Source organism: Microbacterium sp. A8/3-1, from assembly GCF_040267695.1.
GTDB classification, from domain to species: domain Bacteria; phylum Actinomycetota; class Actinomycetes; order Actinomycetales; family Microbacteriaceae; genus Microbacterium; species Microbacterium luteolum.
Map to the genome: position 1 here is coordinate 4,127,230 of NZ_CP158357.1, position 16,451 is coordinate 4,143,680.

Consider the following 16,451-nt stretch of genomic DNA (forward strand, 5'->3'; position numbering starts at 1 on the left):
TTCTCCTGGAGGCTCCTGTGCCAGAAGCCCTGCCCGATCTGCTCCACGCCGACGGTGTGCTCTTCGACCTCGACGGCGTGCTCACGCCGACGGCGGAGGTGCACATGCGGGCGTGGAAGGTCGTGTTCGACGATGTCTTCGAGCGCTGGGGGATCACGCCCGCCTACACGGATGCCGACTACTACGACTTCGTCGACGGCAAGAAGCGCTACGACGGCGTCGCCAGCCTGATGCAGAGCCGCAACGTCGAGGTCCCCTGGGGTGACGTCGACGACGATCCCGCCGCCGAGACCGTCTGCGGCATCGGCAACCGCAAGAACGCCGCCTTCGCCGCGTCCCTGCGCGGCCAGGGGATCGCTCCGTACCCGGGATCGCTCGCCCTCATCGAGCAGCTGTCCGCCGCCGGCGTTCCGCTCGGCGTCGTCTCGAGCTCGAAGAACGCCGAGGAGGTCCTCGGCGCCGCCGGCATCCGCTCGTTCTTCCGGATCGTCGTCGACGGCGTCGTCGCCGAGCGCGACGGTCTCGCCTCCAAGCCCGCCGCCGACATGTTCGCCGCCGGCGCCGCCGCCCTCGGCGTCGACCCGGCGCGTTCCGTCGCCGTGGAGGACGCCACCTCGGGCGCGGCATCCGCCGCTGCCGCCGGCTTCGCCACCGTCGTCGGCGTCGACCGCGGCGCGGGTGCCGACGCCCTGCGCGATGCCGGAGCCACCGTCGTCGTCGACGACCTCGACGTCTTCCTTCCCGAAACCCGCACCGACAACCCGGAGACCGCATGATCGACCGCGACCGCTTCCCCGTCGACCCATGGCGTCTCATCGAGACGAGCTACTCCGAGGAAGGCGTGGGGGAGACGCTGTTCTCCGTGGGCAACGGCTACCTCGGCCTCCGCGGCAACCACATCGAGGGTCGCGGCGCACATGAGCACGGCACCTTCATCAACGGGCTCCACGAGACCTGGCCGATCCGTCACGCCGAGCAGGCGTACGGCTTCGCCGAGGTGGGGCAGACCATCGTCAACGCGCCCGACGCGAAGATCATGCGCGTCTACGTCGACGACGAGCCGATGTCGTTCGACGAGGCCGACGTGCGCGAGTACCAGCGCACCCTCGACATGCGCACCGGCGTCCTGGAGCGACTCGTCGTCTGGGAGACCCCGTCGGGCAAGCGCGTGCGCATCCGGGACGAGCGCATCGTCAGCTTCGAGGAGCGGCACCTCGCGATCCTCCGCCTCGAGGTCACGGTCGAGAACTCCGACGCCCCGGTGACGATCAGCTGCCAGCTGCTCAACCGGCAGGACGGCGGCAACGTCTACGCCGGAACGCCGGTCGCGGCGCAGAAGAAGAAGGCCGGCTTCGATCCCCGCAAGTCGGAGAAGATCGCGGATCGCGTTCTCCACCCCGCCGAATACTGGCAGGACGGACTGCGGGCCGCGCTGTCGTACCAGGTCGCCGACTCGGGCATGACCGTCGCCGTGGTCGCCGACCACATCATCGAGACCGACAACGAGTACAGCGCCCGGCAGCTCATCGAGCCGGACATCGCCAAGAACGTGTTCCGCGTGCAGGCGAAGGCCGGCGTCCCGATCCGGATCACCAAGCTCGCCAGCTACCACACCTCGCGGGGCGTCCCCCCGCGCGAGCTCGTCGACCGCTGCCGCCGCTCCCTCGACAGGGTCGCGGTGGAGGGCGTCGAGACGCAGTTCCGCCGGCAGGCCGACTGGCTCGCCGCGTTCTGGGAGCGCAGCGACGTGCAGATCGGCGGCCGCGACGACATCCAGCAGGCGACCCGCTGGTGCCTGCTCCAGCTCGCGCAGGCGTCGGCCCGCGCCGACGGCACCGGCGTGCCGGCCAAGGGCGTCTCGGGCTCGGGCTACAGCGGCCACTACTTCTGGGACACCGAGATCTACGTGCTCCCGTTCCTCACCTACACGTCGCCGCAGTGGGCGCGCAACGCGCTCCGCGCCCGCGTCCAGATGCTCCCCGCCGCCCGCCGCAGGGCCGCGCAGCTCAACGAGGCCGGGGCGCTGTTCCCCTGGCGGACCATCAACGGCGAGGAGGCATCGGCCTACTACGCCGCCGGCACCGCGCAGTACCACATCAACGCCGACGTGAGCTTCGCGCTCGGCAAGTACGTGCGCGCCACCGGCGACGAGGACTTCCTCCGTCGCGAGGGCGCGGACATCGCCATCGAGACGGCGCGGCTCTGGGCGACCCTCGGATTCTGGCGGGGCTCGCGGCTGATGGAGGAGCCCGGCGCGGGCGAGACGATCGAGACCTTCCACATCCACGGTGTGACCGGCCCCGACGAGTACACGACGGTCGTGAACGACAACCTCTACACGAACGTGATGGCGCGGTACAACCTCCGCTACGCCGCGCGGATCGTGCGGGAGATCCAGGAGACCTATCCCGAGGACTACACGCGGCTCGTCGAGCGCACGGGTCTCGGTTCGGGGGAGGCGGAGGCCTGGGAGCGCGCCGCCGAGGCCATGTTCATCCCGTACAGCGAGAGCCTCGGCATCCACCCGCAGGATTCGCTGTTCCTCGAGCGCGAGGTCTGGGACCTCGCCCAGACGCCGGCCGATCAGCGTCCGCTGCTGCTGCACTTCCACCCGCTGGTGATCTACCGGTTCCAGGTGCTCAAGCAGGCGGATGTCGTGCTCGCGCTGTTCCTGCAGGGCAACCACTTCACCCCGGAGGAGAAGCGGGCCGACTTCGACTACTACGACCCGCTGACGACGGGCGACTCCACGCTGTCGGCGGTCGTGCAGTCGATCCTCGCCGCCGAGGTCGGCTACCAGGACCTCGCGCAGCGCTACTTCGAGCAGTCGCTGTTCGTCGACCTGCACGACCTGCACCACAACGCGGCGGACGGTGTGCACGTCGCCTCCGCCGGTGGGGTGTGGACGGCGCTCGTGTGCGGTTTCGGCGGCATGCGCGACTACGCGGGAGAGCTCAGCTTCGACCCGCGCCTCCCGGCGGACTGGCCCTCGCTGTCGTTCCCGCTGCAGTGGCAGGGATCGGACGTGCAGGTCACGGTGACCAAGGACGCGCTGCAGCTGCGGGTGCGCAGCGGAGCGCCGGTGGCCTTCACCGTGCGGGACGCCGCGTACATCGCGACGACCGACGAGGCCGTCGTGGTTCCGCTCGCCGACCAGGGGCCGCTGATCCCCGGACGCCCGACGCTGCGGCAGTTCGCCGACGCGCTGCGCGAGGACGGGACGAGGCTCTCGGCATCCGTTCCGGTCATCACGACGGCGATCCCGATCATCGAGCCGATCGACTGATCAGGTGACCGCCGAAGTGTCGGTGGCACGCCGTAGGCTGTTGAGGTGACCACAGCCCTCTACCGCCGCTACCGACCCGAGACGTTCGGCGAGATGATCGGGCAGTCCCAGGTGACCGATCCGCTGATGACCGCGCTGCGCGGAGACCGCGTCGGGCACGCCTACCTGTTCTCCGGGCCGCGCGGGTGCGGCAAGACGACCTCGGCGCGCATCCTGGCGCGCTGCCTGAACTGCGCCGCGGGTCCGACCGACACGCCCTGCGGCACCTGCGACAGCTGCGTCGAGCTGTCGCGCGCCGGCGGCGGATCGCTCGACGTCGTCGAGATCGACGCCGCGAGCCACAACGGCGTCGACGATGCACGCGACCTCCGCGAGCGGGCGACGTTCGCCCCGAGCCGCGACCGCTACAAGATCTTCATCCTCGACGAGGCGCACATGGTCACTCCGCAGGGGTTCAACGCCCTGCTGAAGCTCGTCGAAGAGCCGCCGGAGCACGTGAAGTTCATCTTCGCGACCACCGAGCCCGAGAAGGTGCTCGGCACGATCCGCTCCCGCACGCACCACTACCCGTTCCGCCTGGTTCCGCCTGCCGCGATGCTCGAGTACGTCGCGAAGCTCTGCGGCGAGGAGGGCGTGATCGTCGAGCAGGGCGTGCTGCCGCTCGTCGTGCGCGCCGGCGGCGGCTCGCCCCGAGACACGCTGTCGCTGCTCGACCAGCTCATCGCGGGCTCCGACGCCCCGGCAGGATCCGAGACCGTGACGGTCGGGTATGCACGCGCCGTCGCCCTCCTCGGGTACACGCACGCCGCTCTGCTCGACGAGATCGTCGACGCGCTCGCCGCGGGCGATGCCGCAGCGGCCTTCCCCGCGATCGACCGCGTCGTGCAGACCGGTCAGGATCCCCGTCGCTTCGTCGACGATCTGCTCGAGCGACTGCGCGATCTCATCGTGATCGCGGCGGTCGGGGCGGGCGCCTCGGCCGTGCTCCGCGGCATCGCCGAAGACGACCTCGAGCGCATGCGCGGGCAGGCAGCGGCCTTCGGGGCATCGCGTCTGTCGCGCACGGCCGACGTGGTCAGTGCGGCCCTCGACGACATGAGCGGTGCGACGTCCCCTCGCCTGCATCTCGAGCTCATGGTGGCTCGCGTGCTCGCCGGAGCGTCGGATGCCGTGGCCGCGGCCCCTGCAGTCGGCGCTTCCGAACGTCCGGCAGCTCCCACCGCTGCCCGCGCCCAGGTGCCCGCCGCCGCGGCTGCCGCACCGGCTGCCGCACCTGCTGCCGCGCCCGCACCCGAGCCTGCGCCGACTTCCTCGACCGCCCCGGCGGAGGCTGCCGCAGCGACCCCGGCTGTCGAGACCGCCGCCGCGCCCCAGACCCCCGTCGCGGATGACACCTCGGCGGTGGCCGATCCCGAACCCGCTGCCGCGGCATCCGTGCCCGCCGGGCCGGTCACCCTGGAGTCCATCACCGCCGCATGGCCGGCCGTGCTCACGCGTCTGGAGAGCATCAGCCGCACCTCCTGGCTGCTCGCGACGGCCGTGCAGCCGCTCGCGTATGTCACGGAGAGCGATGTGCTCACGCTCGGATTCACGAGCCAGCACGACGTCGCGAAGTTCAAGGGCACGACGCCCGGCTCCGGCCCGTCGGACCACCTGCGCACGGCGATCGAGCAGGAGCTCGGCGTCCGCGTGAAGTACATCCCCGCGCCGATGCCGTCCGGCGGTGCGCCGCGCCAGCCCGCGGCATCCGCCGTCTCGGCTCCCGCCGACGCCGCACCCGCATCGGAGCCTGCGTCAGCGGGTTCCTCCCGCCCGCAGGTCCGTGGCGCGTCCGCCCCCTCCGTCACGGAGTGGGCCGTCGCTCCCATCCCCACCGCATCGCCCGCGGCCGAGGCCCCGGCATCCCCGCTTCCCGTCGACGAAGAGGTCGAGGCGGCGGCATCAGCGCCCGCCGCGCCGACCGACGGCGCTGTCGACCGCGAGGAGCCGCCGCTGCCCGGCGACGACGAGGCTCCCTCCTTCGACGACGAGCCGCCCTACGACCCGTCGTACGAGCCGGCCGGAGCACCGCAGGGACCGCCGCCGCGTCAGGACGGGCCGCCCGCGTCGTCTGCGCCCGCTGCGCAGGCAGCTCCCCGGGCGCAGCGTGCGCCCTCCGCCTCTCCGGTCGTCACCGAACGCGCGCCCTCCGTCGGGGGAGTGCAGCGCTACGGCGAGGCCGTGATCCGCCAGGTGCTCGGCGCGACGTTCCTGCGCGAAGAGCCCTACGAGCCCCCGACGAGGTTCTCCTGATGTACGACGGCATCGTTCAGGAGCTGATCGACGAGTTCGGTCGGCTCCCCGGCATCGGACCGAAGTCCGCTCAGCGCATCACGTTCCACATCCTGCAGACGCCGACGTTCGACGTGGCCCGTCTCGCCGAGCTGCTCTCCGAGATCCGCACCCGGGTGCGATTCTGCGAGGTGTGCGGCAACGTCGCCGAGCAGGAGCGCTGCGCGATCTGCCGCGATCCGCGACGCAGCCAGGCCCTGATCTGCGTCGTCGAAGACGCGAAGGATGTCGCGGCCATCGAGCGCACCCGGGAGTTCCGTGGCCTGTACCACGTGCTCGGCGGCGTGATCAGTCCCATCGCCGGTATCGGTCCCGACGACCTGCGCATCGCCCAGCTCATGACGCGCTTGGCCGACGGCACCGTGCAGGAGGTCATCCTGGCCACCAATCCGAACCTCGAGGGCGAGGCGACGGCGAGCTACCTCAGCCGGCTCCTGACCACGATGCAGATCACCGTCTCGCGGCTGGCCTCCGGCCTCCCGGTCGGCGGCGACCTCGAATACGCCGACGAGGTCACTCTCGGTCGCGCCTTCGAGGGCCGGCGCGTCCTGTGAACGCCCAGGGCGGCTTCTCCCGACGCGGCTGGCTGCTCTTCGGGGCGATGGCGCTGCTGTGGGGCGTGCCGTACCTGTTCATCAGCATCGCAGTCGAGTCGCTCTCGCCGCCCGCGATCGTGGCCGGTCGCACGCTCATCGCCGCTCTTCTGCTGCTGCCGTTCGCCCTCCGCGGCGGGGCACTGCGCACCGCCCTCAAGCACTGGCCGTGGGTGCTCGCCTTCGGCCTCGTCGAGATGGCGGGCCCGTTCGTGCTCCTGGGGCACGCCGAGATGACGCTGCCCTCGGGCATGACCGGGCTCCTGGTGGCCACGGTGCCCCTGTTCGCGGCGCTGATCGCCCTCGGCGGCGGTGATCGCGGCGTGCTCCGGCCCGCGCGCGGCATCGGCCTCCTCGTCGGCTTCATCGGCGTCGGGATCGTAGTCGCCGGACCCGGGCTGTTCGGCGGGGAGATCAGCCTGCTCGCGGCGGGAGAGGTGCTCCTCGTCGCGATCCTCTACGCGATCGCCCCGTTCATCGTCGCGCGCAAGCTCACGGAGGTCCCCTCGCTCGGGACCATCACGCTGTCGCTGCTGATGATCGGCATCCTGTACCTCCCGATCGGACTGCTCACGCAGCACGAGGTTCCGACGCTGCCGTCCATCGCCGCGCTCCTCGCGCTCGCGGTGATCTGCACCGCCGTCGCGTTCCTGGCGTTCTTCGCGCTCATCCGCGAGGTCGGACCGGTGCGCGCGCCGCTGTTCACCTACGTGAATCCCGTCGTGGCGATCATCCTCGGCGCGCTCGTGCTCGCCGAACCGCTGACGCCCGGTCTCCTCATCGGCTTCCCCCTGATCATCGCCGGATGCTGGTTCGCCGCGACCGGCGGACGCCTGCGGCGCGCCACGGCCGATCCGCTCGCATCCGATCCGCCTCCGGCCGCCGTACTGCCGCCCGCACCCTGACACCCGCCCGCGGACGCCCGCCCCTGACGCCCGCCCGCGGAATCGACACATGCGCGGCGGGGTATACGGGCCGATCGTAGAATGAGCGGTGGGCGGATCCGCCCGACATCCCCGGGAGTGAACGTGGCCCTCATCGTGCAGAAGTACGGCGGCTCCTCTGTCGCCGACGCAGAGAGCATCAAGCGCGTCGCCAAGCGCATCGTCGACACGCGTCGTGCCGGGCACGACGTGGTCGTCGCCGTCAGCGCGATGGGCGACACGACGGATGAGCTGCTCGACCTCGCGAACGAGGTCGCTCCCATCCCGGCGCCGCGTGAACTGGACATGCTGCTCTCCAGCGGTGAGCGCATCTCGATGGCGCTGCTGGCGATGGCCATCCACTCGATGGGCTTCGAGGCGCGCTCCTTCACCGGCAGCCAGGCCGGCATGATCACCGACTCGCAGCACGGCGCGGCCCGCATCGTCGATGTGACGCCCGTGCGTCTGCGCGAGGCGCTCGACGAGGGCGCGATCGTCATCGTCGCGGGCTTCCAGGGCTTCAACCGCGACACCCGCGACATCACGACCCTCGGCCGCGGCGGTTCCGACACCACGGCGGTCGCCCTGGCCGCAGCGCTCGGGGCCGACGTCTGCGAGATCTACAGCGACGTCGACGGCATCTTCACCGCCGACCCGCGGGTGATCCCGAAGGCGCAGAAGCTCGACCACGTCTCGACCGAGGAGATGCTCGAGCTCGCCGCCAACGGCGCCAAGGTGCTGTACATCCGCGCCGTCGAATACGCACGCCGTCACGGCGTTCTCATCCACGCCCGGTCGACGTTCTCGTCCGCCGAGGGCACGTACGTTCTGGGCGAGGGTATGAAGAACCCGCGCGAAGCCGAGGGAGCAGTCATGGAAGAACCGATCGTCGCCGGTGTGGCCACCGATTTCAGCCATGCCAAGATCACCGTCGCCGGCGTGCCCGACGTGCCGGGGAAGGCGGCGGAGATCTTCAAGATCGTCGCGAAGTCCGGAGCGAACGTCGACATGATCGTGCAGAACGTCTCCGCGACGGGCCGCACCGACATCTCGTTCACCGTGCCCAAGGCGGATGCCGCGGCAGCGCTCAAGGCCCTGGCCGCCGAGCAGAACGAGGTCGGGTTCCAGAACCTCGTGCACGACGACCAGATCGGCAAGCTCTCGGTCGTCGGCGCCGGCATGCGCACGCACTCCGGCGTCTCGGCGACGCTGTTCGAGGCCCTCTCGGCCGGCGGCATCAACATCGAGATGATCTCGACCTCCGAGATCCGCATCTCGGTCGTGCTGCGCGGTGACGATCTCGCCGAGGCAGCGCGCACGGTGCACACGGCCTACGGCCTCGACGGCGACTCCGACGTCACCGTCCACGCCGGTACCGGTCGCTGACCCACCCCGCCCTCGCGCTCGTGAGGGCACGGTAGACTCACCGCAACCCTGACACCGGCGCCAGGCGCGGCATCCGCATCCCGACGCTGCGCCCGACGCTTCGTACGCAGCATCCGCACGACGCCAAGGAACATCATGACCCGCATCTCCGATTCAGGACTCTCCGTCGCCATCGTCGGCGCCACCGGCCAGGTGGGCACCGTCATGCGCGAGATTCTCGCCGAGCGGGCGTTCCCGATCCGCGAGCTGCGGCTCTTCTCGTCGTCGCGCTCCGCCGGTACCGCGATCGAGTTCGGCGGCGCGACCGTGATCGTCGAAGACGTCGAGACGGCGGATGCCGCCGGCATCGACATCGCCCTGTTCTCGGCCGGCGCGACCGCCAGCCGCGCCTACGCACCGCGCTTCGCGGAGGCGGGCGCCGTGGTCGTCGACAACTCGAGCGCCTGGCGCAACGACCCCGAGGTGCCCCTCGTCGTCAGCGAGGTCAACCCGCACGCGATCGATGATCGCCCCAAGGGCATCATCGCGAACCCGAACTGCACGACGATGGCGGCCATGCCCGTGCTGAAGGCGCTGCACGCCGATGCCGGCCTCGAGCGCCTGATCGTCTCGACGTACCAGGCCGTCTCCGGCTCCGGTCTCGCCGGTGCGCAGGAGCTGCTCGGACAGGTCGAGGGCGTCCTCGCCCAGGGCGACACGCTCCGCCTCGTGCACGACGGCTCGGCGATCGACTTCCCTCAGCCGGAGAAGTACGTCGCCCCCATCGCCTTCGACGTCATCCCGTTCGCGGGCAACCTCGTCGACGACGGGCAGAACGAGACCGACGAGGAGAAGAAGCTCCGCAACGAGAGCCGCAAGATCCTCGAGCTGCCCGACCTCCGGGTCGCCGGCACCTGCGTGCGCGTGCCCGTGTTCACGGGGCACTCGCTCTCGATCCACGCGGAGTTCGCGAAGGACATCACCCCGGAACGCGCGACCGAGCTGCTCGCGGCGGCCCCCGGCGTCGCCCTCGAAGAGGTCCCGACCCCGCTGCAGGCCGCGGGCAAGGACCCGAGCTTCGTGGGCCGCATCCGCGCCGACCAGTCCGCACCCGAGGGCAAGGGTCTCGTGCTGTTCATCAGCAACGACAACCTGCGCAAGGGTGCGGCGCTCAACGCGGTGCAGATCGCCGAGGTGCTCGCCGAGCGCCTGGCCGTCATAGCCTGACCGCATCACCGCGATACCGATCCGGTCTCGTCGGACCTCCCGCGAGGCCGTGGACTGGCTCTCGCGTCCGCGCAGTCGAACTAGACTGATCCGGTGACCGAAAACGTCGATGTCGTCCTGATCGGCGGTGGCATCATGAGCGCCACCCTGGGTACTCTGCTGCACGAACTGCAGCCGGAGTGGAAGATCGTCGCCTTCGAGCGACTCTCCGATGTGGCCCAGGAGAGTTCGAACCCCTGGAACAACGCCGGCACCGGTCACGCCGCCCTGTGCGAGCTGAACTACATGCCGCAGCAGGGTGATGCGCCTCTCGACCCGGCGAAGGCCGTCTCGATCAACGAGCAGTTCCAGCAGAGCCGCCAGTTCTGGTCGTCGCTGGTCGACAAGGGCGTGCTCGACGCGCCGTCGACGTTCATCAACGCGACCCCGCACATGACCTTCGTGCGGGGCGAGAAGGACGTCGCCTACCTCAAGGCCCGCTACGAGGTGCTCAAGGAGCAGCCGCTGTTCGCGGGCATCGAGTACAGCGAGGACTCCCGGGTCATCAACCAGTGGGCGCCGCTCCTCATGCAGCACCGCCGCAAGGGCGAGCCGTTCGCCGCCACGCGCGTTCCGGCGGGGACCGACGTCGACTTCGGCGCCCTCACCCATCAGCTGTTCGACCACCTCACCGCGTCCGGCGTCGAGCTGCGCACGAACCACGAGGTGCGCAGCCTGAAGAAGCAGAAGGACGGCGGCTGGCTGGTCAAGTACCGCACGACGGTCGGCCGCACCCCGAACGAGATCAAGGCGCGCTTCGTCTTCGTCGGCGCCGGCGGCTGGGCGCTCAAGCTGCTCCAGAACTCCGGCATCCCCGAGATCAGGGGCTACGGCGTCTTCCCCATCGGCGGCCAGTTCCTCAAGACCACGAACCCGAAGGTCGTCGCGCAGCACAAGGCGAAGGTGTACTCGCAGGCCTCGGTCGGCGCGCCGCCCATGTCGGTGCCGCACCTCGACACCCGCGTGGTCGGCGGCGAGGCCTCCCTCATGTTCGGTCCGTTCGCGACCTTCAGCCCCAAGTTCCTGAAGAACGGGTCGATGCTCGACATCGTCTCGCAGGTGCGTGCGCACAACCTGATGCCGATGCTGCAGGTCGCGGTCAAGAACCCCGACCTCATCACGTACCTCGTGGGCGAGCTGCTGAAGAACCACGCGAAGAAGGTCGACAGCCTGCGCACCTTCATGCCCACCGCGAAGGACGAGGACTGGACGCTCATCGATGCCGGTCAGCGCGCGCAGGTCATGAAGAAGGACCCGAAGAAGGGCGGCATCCTCCAGTTCGGCACCGAGGTGGTCTCGTCGGCCGACGGATCGATCGCCGGCCTCCTTGGCGCCTCGCCCGGGGCGTCGACCGCGGTCCCGATCATGCTCCAGCTGCTCAAGACCTGCTTCCCGGCGGAGTACGCGGGCTGGGAGCCCGAGCTGCGCGCGCTCATCCCGACGTTCGGCGAGATGCTGAACAAGGATGCCGCGCTCGCGGAGGAGTCCACTGCGGCGACGGCCGCGACCCTCGGCATCAACGCCTGAGCCGGCACCGTGGCGAAGCTCTACTTCCGCTACGGCGCGATGAACTCGGGCAAGTCGACCTCGCTGCTGCAGGCCGCGTACAACTACGAGGAGCGCGGGCAGCATGTGCTGCTCGCCAAGCCCGCTATCGACACCAAGGGGGCGTCCGAGATCGCCAGCCGGCTCGGTGTCACGCGCGAGGTGGACTTCCTGATCGGCCCCGGTGACAACGCGCGGACCCTGTTCGCCGAGCATCGGGAGCGCATCCGACGTTCGGCCGAGGAGGAGCTGATCCCGAGCGGACCGGTCGATGTGGCCTGCCTCCTCATCGACGAGGCGCAGTTCCTCACGCCGGAACAGGTCGATGACCTGTTCCGGATCGCGATCGAGGAACCCATCCCGGTGATGGCCTACGGAATCCGCAACGACTTCCTGACCCACGCGTTCCCCGGCTCCGCGCGGCTGCTCGCGATCGCGCACTCGCTCGAGGAGCTCAAGACGATCTGCCGCTGCGGGCGGAAGGCCGTGTTCAACGGCCGCGTGATCGGAGGACGCTTCGTCTTCGACGGCGACCAGGTCGCGATCGACGAGGGGGCCGACGGCTCCGCCGCGCCGGAGCTCACGACCTACGAGTCGCTGTGCGGCACGTGCTACCTCGAGGAATCCGGCGGACGCCTGGGCTGACGCTCGCCCCCTCCCTCTTCGCGGTCGCAATTCAGCAAGATCTCTCCCCCCGGCGGCGGAACGGCACCCGCGGGCGACAATCGGCGCGTTCTTGCTGAATTGTGCACGGGGTGCGCCCGGACACACCTGCCGTTTGCGTGGTCTGACCACACGCGCTACTGTGGTCAGACCACACACGAGAACCGCGCACGAGCAGAGGAGCACGGATGCCGGAGCAGCCCGCCCGCGCCTGGCGCCTCGTGCTCGAGCACATCGAACGCGACCTGCTCGACGGGCGCCTCGGTCCTGGAGACCGGCTGGCCTCGGAACGGGACCTGGCGAGCGAACTCGGTGTCGGCCGCTCCAGCGTGCGGGAGGCGTTCCGTGTCCTCGAGGTGATGGGCCTGATCCGCACCGCCACCGGCTCCGGTCCGCAGTCCGGCGCGATCGTGATCGCCACGCCCACCGGCGGCATGTCGGCCCTCCTGCGACTCCAGGTCGCCGCCCAGGGGTTCCCGCTCGCCGATGTGGTGCAGACGCGTCTGGTGCTCGAAGACGCCGTCGTCGGCGCGATGGCGGCATCCGCTGAGCGGGACACCGTGCGCGCCCACGAACTCCTGGGGGCGATGGACGCGGCGGATCTGACGCCGGCGGAGTTCCTGGCCCTCGACGCGCAGCTGCACCTCTCCCTCGCCGAAGGCAGCGGCAACACCGTCATCGCGGCGATGATGGCGGGTCTGCGCTCGTCGATCGAGTCCTACGTGCAGGGCGGCGTCGATGCGATCCCCGACTGGCACGCGATGGCTGACCGTCTGCGGGCGGAGCACCACGCGCTCGTCGCCGCGATCGACGTCGGCGATGCCGAGGCAGCCCGCTCCCTCGTGCGCGCGCACATCACCGGCTACTACACGCAGATCCTGACCCCCTGATCCTCACCCCCTGATCCTGACCGAGAGGCACACCATGGTCCAGCGCCAGCTTCCCAACCCCGCCGAGCTGCTCGAGCTCATGAAGTTCAAGAAGCCCGAGCTCGACGGGCGCAAGCGTCGCCTCGACGCCGCCCTCACGATCGACGACCTGCGCTCGATCGCCAAGCGCCGCACGCCGAAGGCGGCCTTCGACTACACCGACGGCGCCGCCGAGGGCGAGCTCTCGCTCACCCGGGCGCGCCAGGCGTTCCAGGACGTCGAGTTCCACCCCGGCATCCTCCGCCCCGCGCCGACCGTCGACACCAGCGTCGACATCCTCGGCGGGCCATCCGCTCTGCCGTTCGGCATCGCGCCCACCGGCTTCACGCGCCTCATGCAGACGGAGGGCGAGGTCGCCGGCGCCGGGGCAGCGGCTGCCGCCGGCATCCCGTTCACTCTCTCGACGCTCGGCACGACCTCGATCGAGGGCGTGAAGGCTGCTAACCCTCAGGGACGGAACTGGTTCCAGCTGTACGTGATGCGCGACCGTGAGATCTCCTACGAGCTCACCCGCCGCGCCGCCGCTGCCGGCTTCGACACGCTGCAGTTCACGGTCGACACCCCGGTCGCCGGGGCCCGGCTGCGCGACAAGCGCAACGGCTTCAGCATCCCGCCGCAGCTGACGCTCGGCACGATCATCAACGCGATCCCGCGGCCGTGGTGGTGGTTCGATTTCCTCACCACCCCGAAGCTCGAGTTCGCCTCGCTGAGCACCACCGGCGGGACGGTCGGCGAACTGCTCGACGCGGCGATGGACCCGACGATCAGCTACGACGACCTCGCCGTGATCCGCGACATCTGGCCGGGGAAGCTCGTCATCAAGGGCGTGCAGAACGTCGAGGACTCGGTGCGGCTCCGTGACGCCGGCGTCGACGGCATCGTGCTCTCGAACCACGGCGGGCGCCAGCTCGACCGCGCCCCGATCCCGTTCCACCTGCTCCCCGAGGTCCGCAAGGCCGTCGGCGACGACTTCACCGTGATGATCGACACCGGCATCATGAACGGCGCCGACATCGTGGCCGCAGTGGCGCTGGGAGCGGACTTCACGCTCATCGGGCGCGCCTACCTCTACGGCCTGATGGCGGGCGGGCGCCAGGGCGTCGATCGCACGATCACGATCCTCCGCGGCGAGATCGAGCGCACGATGCGGCTGCTCGGCGTCTCGTCGCTCGCGGAGCTCGAGCCCGGCCACGTCACACAGCTCACCCGGTTGGTGCCGGTGTTGCGCGCGGCGACGGAGGCCGTCGTCCGCTGAGCGGAGGAGCGGTCAGGCCTGCGTCACTGCGGCCCGCGCGCGCGGCGGCCAGGGGACGAGCATCGACGTGGTGCGCCGGTATTCCGCATAGGCGGGGTACTTGCTCGCCGTGATCGACTCGGTGAAGATCGTCGAGCCGATGAAGAGGACGGTCAGCAGCGCGGGCCCGATGATCGTCGGGTTCAGCGCTCCGCCGAGGATGCCGGCGCCCCCGGCCATCGCGGCGGTCGCGCCGACGGCGTAGAACGCCCACCACTGCGCCTGCTCGAAGAAGAAGTTGGGGTGGCGGCTGTAACGGAAGAGTCCGCCGGTCGCGAAGCCGGGGGCGAGCGCGCCTCCCGCATCCTTCTTGCGCTGATGGAACCGCCACTGCTGCTGATCGGCCACCGTCTCACCCACGAGGAAGCCGACGAAGGCGATCACGAAGACCGCATCCCATCCGGTGAGTGCCGAGGGATTCTGTGCGGCGACGTAGGCGGGCAGTGTGATGAGCACCAGCAGGGTCATCTGGTAGCCGATGATGAACAGCGCATTGAACACCTGGAACTGCCAGGGCCTCATCCGCCGGCGCAGGATCGCCCACCGGTAGTCCTCCATACCGGAGTAGCCGCCCTTGCGAGCGAAGTTGAACGTCAGGCGTGCTCCCCACGCGGTGGCGAGGACGCCCATCAGCACCACGCGCACCGACCCGTCGCCCGCGGCGAAGGCGCCGGCGACGAAGATCCACACGTAGACGACCGGCACGATCGACCAGGCGCGATCCACCCACGAGGTGTCCCGGGTGATCAGTGAGAGCAGCCAACAGGCGAGGCTGGCGATCGCGGCCACGATGACGACGATCAGCAGGGCATCCATGACGCCATGCTAGAGCGCTGTCGCGGCTCCGCGGCGATTCAGAGCGTCGGGAGCAGCGCGTCGAGCCTGTCGGCCGTGTCCTCCCAGCCGTCGACCGCGACGGAGGGCACGCCGATCGCGAGCACGGGGTAGTCGTTCCCGCCTTCGTCGAGACGGTCGCCGTAGAAGAGCATGGCGGAGAGGGGGATGCCGGTGTGCTCGGCGAGCCGCCGCATCCCGAACGCCTTGTCGATGCCGGCCTGCGTGATGTCGATCGAGGTCGACCCGCCGGAGCGCACCTCGAGTCCGGGAAGCCGTGCGCTGACGGCGTCGCGCAGGAGCGAGCGCTTGGCGCCCGTCGGGTCCCACGCGTGCTTCGCCTCACGCGGCGCGCGCTGGCCCAGCGCCGAGAAGGTGATCTGCGATCCGCGGTCCTCGAGGATCTCGCCCCAGGGTTCGGGCTCCCACAGGCCCAGGCGCTCGGCCTCCTCGCGGAGCGCGGTCAGCGCGGCGGTCTTCTCCGCGTCGCTGAGATCGTGCGCGTACACCGGCGTGAAGTCCGAGCCGTCGTGCCGCAGGTAGCGCGTGCCGCACGTCGGCAGCAGGTGCAGGCGGGCGAGGTCGGCGGCATCCGCATCGCCCAGCCGGGCGATCACCTGCGTGCGGAACTGCGCCTCGTTGCCGCCGGAGATGATCGCGACGTCGACCGAGCGCAGCAGCGCCTGCAGGAGGTCGGCGATGCGCTGGTCGATCAGGCCCTTGGAGGGGGCGAGCGTGTCGTCGAGGTCGAAGGCGACGAGTGCGGGAGCGGTCATGATGCCTCCAGCGTAGGAGATGGCTGCGGAGCTCGGCGCACGGCGAAGGCGAGCGTGCAGAGCACGGCGAAGGCCACTCCCGCCGTGGCGCCTGACGAATTGGCGATCACATCGGTCACCGTCGCGGCGCGGTGGGGCAGGGCGACGCGCTGCGCGGCCTCGATGGAGAGGGACACCAGCGGCCCGACCAGCAGCGACAGCAGCCACACGCGCCGGGGGAGAAGGAGGAAGGCGAGCACCCCGACGGGGATGAACACCAGGATGTTGGCGAGGACCTCGAGACGGGTGAAGTCGAGTGCGGTCCAGCCGAGCCGGTGGACCACGGAGAGCACGAGGTCCAGCAGGTTCGGCATCGAGTCCTCGACGCGCGACGGCGTCAACGTCAGTACGGCGAGGCCGGCGAGGAAGGGGATGCCGAGGACGAGCGCCCAGGCGCGGGTGTAACGGCGCGGCGGCGGGAGCAGAGAGCCCATGAGTCCCTTCCGTGCGCGTTCTCCGTACAGAGAAGGCCGCCCCTGAGGGGCGGCCTTCCGGTGTCACTGGTCGGGGTGACAGGATTTGAACCTGCGACCTCTTCGTCCCGAACGAAGCGCGCTACCAAGCTGCGCCACACCCCGTTTGCAACCCTCCGAGTCTACAGGGAAAT

Annotated in this window: 14 protein-coding genes and 1 tRNA gene; 11 read left to right on the forward strand and 4 right to left on the reverse strand. The window is 70.2% G+C overall.

What is annotated here, in order from left to right:
- The first annotated feature begins 17 nt into the window (after positions 1–17).
- From ABS642_RS20210 to ABS642_RS20260, 11 genes are all read left to right on the forward strand, one after another.
- Positions 18–776: an HAD-IA family hydrolase gene (locus tag ABS642_RS20210; protein WP_282216306.1), complete on the forward strand. Its 759-nt coding sequence runs from the start codon at positions 18–20 to the stop codon at positions 774–776.
- Positions 773–3,286 (forward strand): glycosyl hydrolase family 65 protein, encoded by a 2,514-nt coding sequence (locus ABS642_RS20215; protein WP_350351515.1) that lies wholly within the window; start codon positions 773–775, stop codon positions 3,284–3,286. Before ABS642_RS20210 ends, ABS642_RS20215 begins: the two co-directional genes overlap by 4 nt.
- A gap of 45 nt (positions 3,287–3,331) precedes the next feature.
- Complete coding sequence (locus tag ABS642_RS20220) at positions 3,332–5,578, forward strand: DNA polymerase III subunit gamma and tau (protein ID WP_350351516.1); 2,247 nt, start codon at positions 3,332–3,334, stop codon at positions 5,576–5,578.
- Positions 5,578–6,171 carry a recombination mediator RecR gene (recR, locus tag ABS642_RS20225; protein ID WP_136054788.1) on the forward strand — a complete coding sequence of 198 codons (594 nt, stop codon included), beginning with the start codon at positions 5,578–5,580 and terminating at the stop codon, positions 6,169–6,171. Before ABS642_RS20220 ends, recR begins: the two co-directional genes overlap by 1 nt.
- Positions 6,168–7,115, forward strand: a complete 948-nt coding sequence (locus ABS642_RS20230; RefSeq protein ID WP_282216309.1) for a DMT family transporter — start codon at positions 6,168–6,170, stop codon at positions 7,113–7,115. The genes recR and ABS642_RS20230 overlap by 4 nt, the downstream gene beginning before the upstream one ends.
- A gap of 123 nt (positions 7,116–7,238) precedes the next feature.
- Positions 7,239–8,519: an aspartate kinase gene (locus tag ABS642_RS20235; protein WP_282216310.1), complete on the forward strand. Its 1,281-nt coding sequence runs from the start codon at positions 7,239–7,241 to the stop codon at positions 8,517–8,519.
- Positions 8,520–8,654: 135 nt separating this feature from the next.
- On the forward strand, positions 8,655–9,725 hold the full coding sequence (locus ABS642_RS20240) for an aspartate-semialdehyde dehydrogenase (protein WP_282216311.1): 1,071 nt from the start codon (positions 8,655–8,657) through the stop codon (positions 9,723–9,725).
- Between the two features lie 135 nt (positions 9,726–9,860).
- A complete protein-coding gene (gene mqo / locus ABS642_RS20245) occupies positions 9,861–11,291 on the forward strand; it encodes a malate dehydrogenase (quinone) (protein ID WP_350353474.1) in 1,431 nt (476 codons plus the stop codon).
- Positions 11,292–11,300: 9 nt separating this feature from the next.
- Entirely contained in the window at positions 11,301–11,954 is a 654-nt protein-coding gene (locus ABS642_RS20250; protein WP_350351517.1) for a thymidine kinase, read from the forward strand.
- A 206-nt stretch (positions 11,955–12,160) separates the two neighbouring features.
- Positions 12,161–12,862: an FCD domain-containing protein gene (locus ABS642_RS20255; protein WP_350351518.1), complete on the forward strand. Its 702-nt coding sequence runs from the start codon at positions 12,161–12,163 to the stop codon at positions 12,860–12,862.
- Between the two features lie 34 nt (positions 12,863–12,896).
- Complete coding sequence (locus ABS642_RS20260) at positions 12,897–14,156, forward strand: alpha-hydroxy acid oxidase (RefSeq protein ID WP_350351519.1); 1,260 nt, start codon at positions 12,897–12,899, stop codon at positions 14,154–14,156.
- A gap of 12 nt (positions 14,157–14,168) precedes the next feature.
- On the opposite strand, the gene ABS642_RS20265 is transcribed toward ABS642_RS20260, so the two are convergent.
- From ABS642_RS20265 to ABS642_RS20280, 4 genes are all read right to left on the reverse strand, one after another.
- Positions 14,169–15,011: a DUF1295 domain-containing protein gene (locus ABS642_RS20265; protein WP_350351520.1), complete on the reverse strand. Its 843-nt coding sequence runs from the start codon at positions 15,009–15,011 to the stop codon at positions 14,169–14,171.
- Positions 15,012–15,049: 38 nt separating this feature from the next.
- Positions 15,050–15,805 carry an HAD-IIB family hydrolase gene (locus ABS642_RS20270; RefSeq protein ID WP_350351521.1) on the reverse strand — a complete coding sequence of 252 codons (756 nt, stop codon included), beginning with the start codon at positions 15,803–15,805 and terminating at the stop codon, positions 15,050–15,052.
- On the reverse strand, positions 15,802–16,278 hold the full coding sequence (locus tag ABS642_RS20275) for a VanZ family protein (RefSeq protein WP_350351522.1): 477 nt from the start codon (positions 16,276–16,278) through the stop codon (positions 15,802–15,804). The genes ABS642_RS20270 and ABS642_RS20275 overlap by 4 nt, the downstream gene beginning before the upstream one ends.
- A 67-nt stretch (positions 16,279–16,345) precedes the next feature.
- Positions 16,346–16,422, reverse strand: a tRNA-Pro gene (locus ABS642_RS20280).
- Between the last annotated feature and the right edge of the window lie 29 nt (positions 16,423–16,451).

What these genes read in the sequence shown, in the direction of transcription:
- ABS642_RS20215 (WP_350351515.1), top strand. Translation starts at nt 773, where the DNA reads ATGATCGACCGCGACCGCTTCCCCGTCGACCCATGGCGTCTCATCGAG.
- recR (WP_136054788.1), top strand. Translation starts at nt 5,578, where the DNA reads ATGTACGACGGCATCGTTCAGGAGCTGATCGACGAGTTCGGTCGGCTC.
- ABS642_RS20240 (WP_282216311.1), top strand. Translation starts at nt 8,655, where the DNA reads ATGACCCGCATCTCCGATTCAGGACTCTCCGTCGCCATCGTCGGCGCC.
- mqo (WP_350353474.1), top strand. Translation starts at nt 9,861, where the DNA reads ATGAGCGCCACCCTGGGTACTCTGCTGCACGAACTGCAGCCGGAGTGG.
- ABS642_RS20255 (WP_350351518.1), top strand. Translation starts at nt 12,161, where the DNA reads ATGCCGGAGCAGCCCGCCCGCGCCTGGCGCCTCGTGCTCGAGCACATC.
- ABS642_RS20260 (WP_350351519.1), top strand. Translation starts at nt 12,897, where the DNA reads ATGGTCCAGCGCCAGCTTCCCAACCCCGCCGAGCTGCTCGAGCTCATG.
- ABS642_RS20265 (WP_350351520.1), bottom strand. Translation starts at nt 15,011, where the DNA reads ATGGATGCCCTGCTGATCGTCGTCATCGTGGCCGCGATCGCCAGCCTC.
- ABS642_RS20270 (WP_350351521.1), bottom strand. Translation starts at nt 15,805, where the DNA reads ATGACCGCTCCCGCACTCGTCGCCTTCGACCTCGACGACACGCTCGCC.
- ABS642_RS20275 (WP_350351522.1), bottom strand. Translation starts at nt 16,278, where the DNA reads ATGGGCTCTCTGCTCCCGCCGCCGCGCCGTTACACCCGCGCCTGGGCG.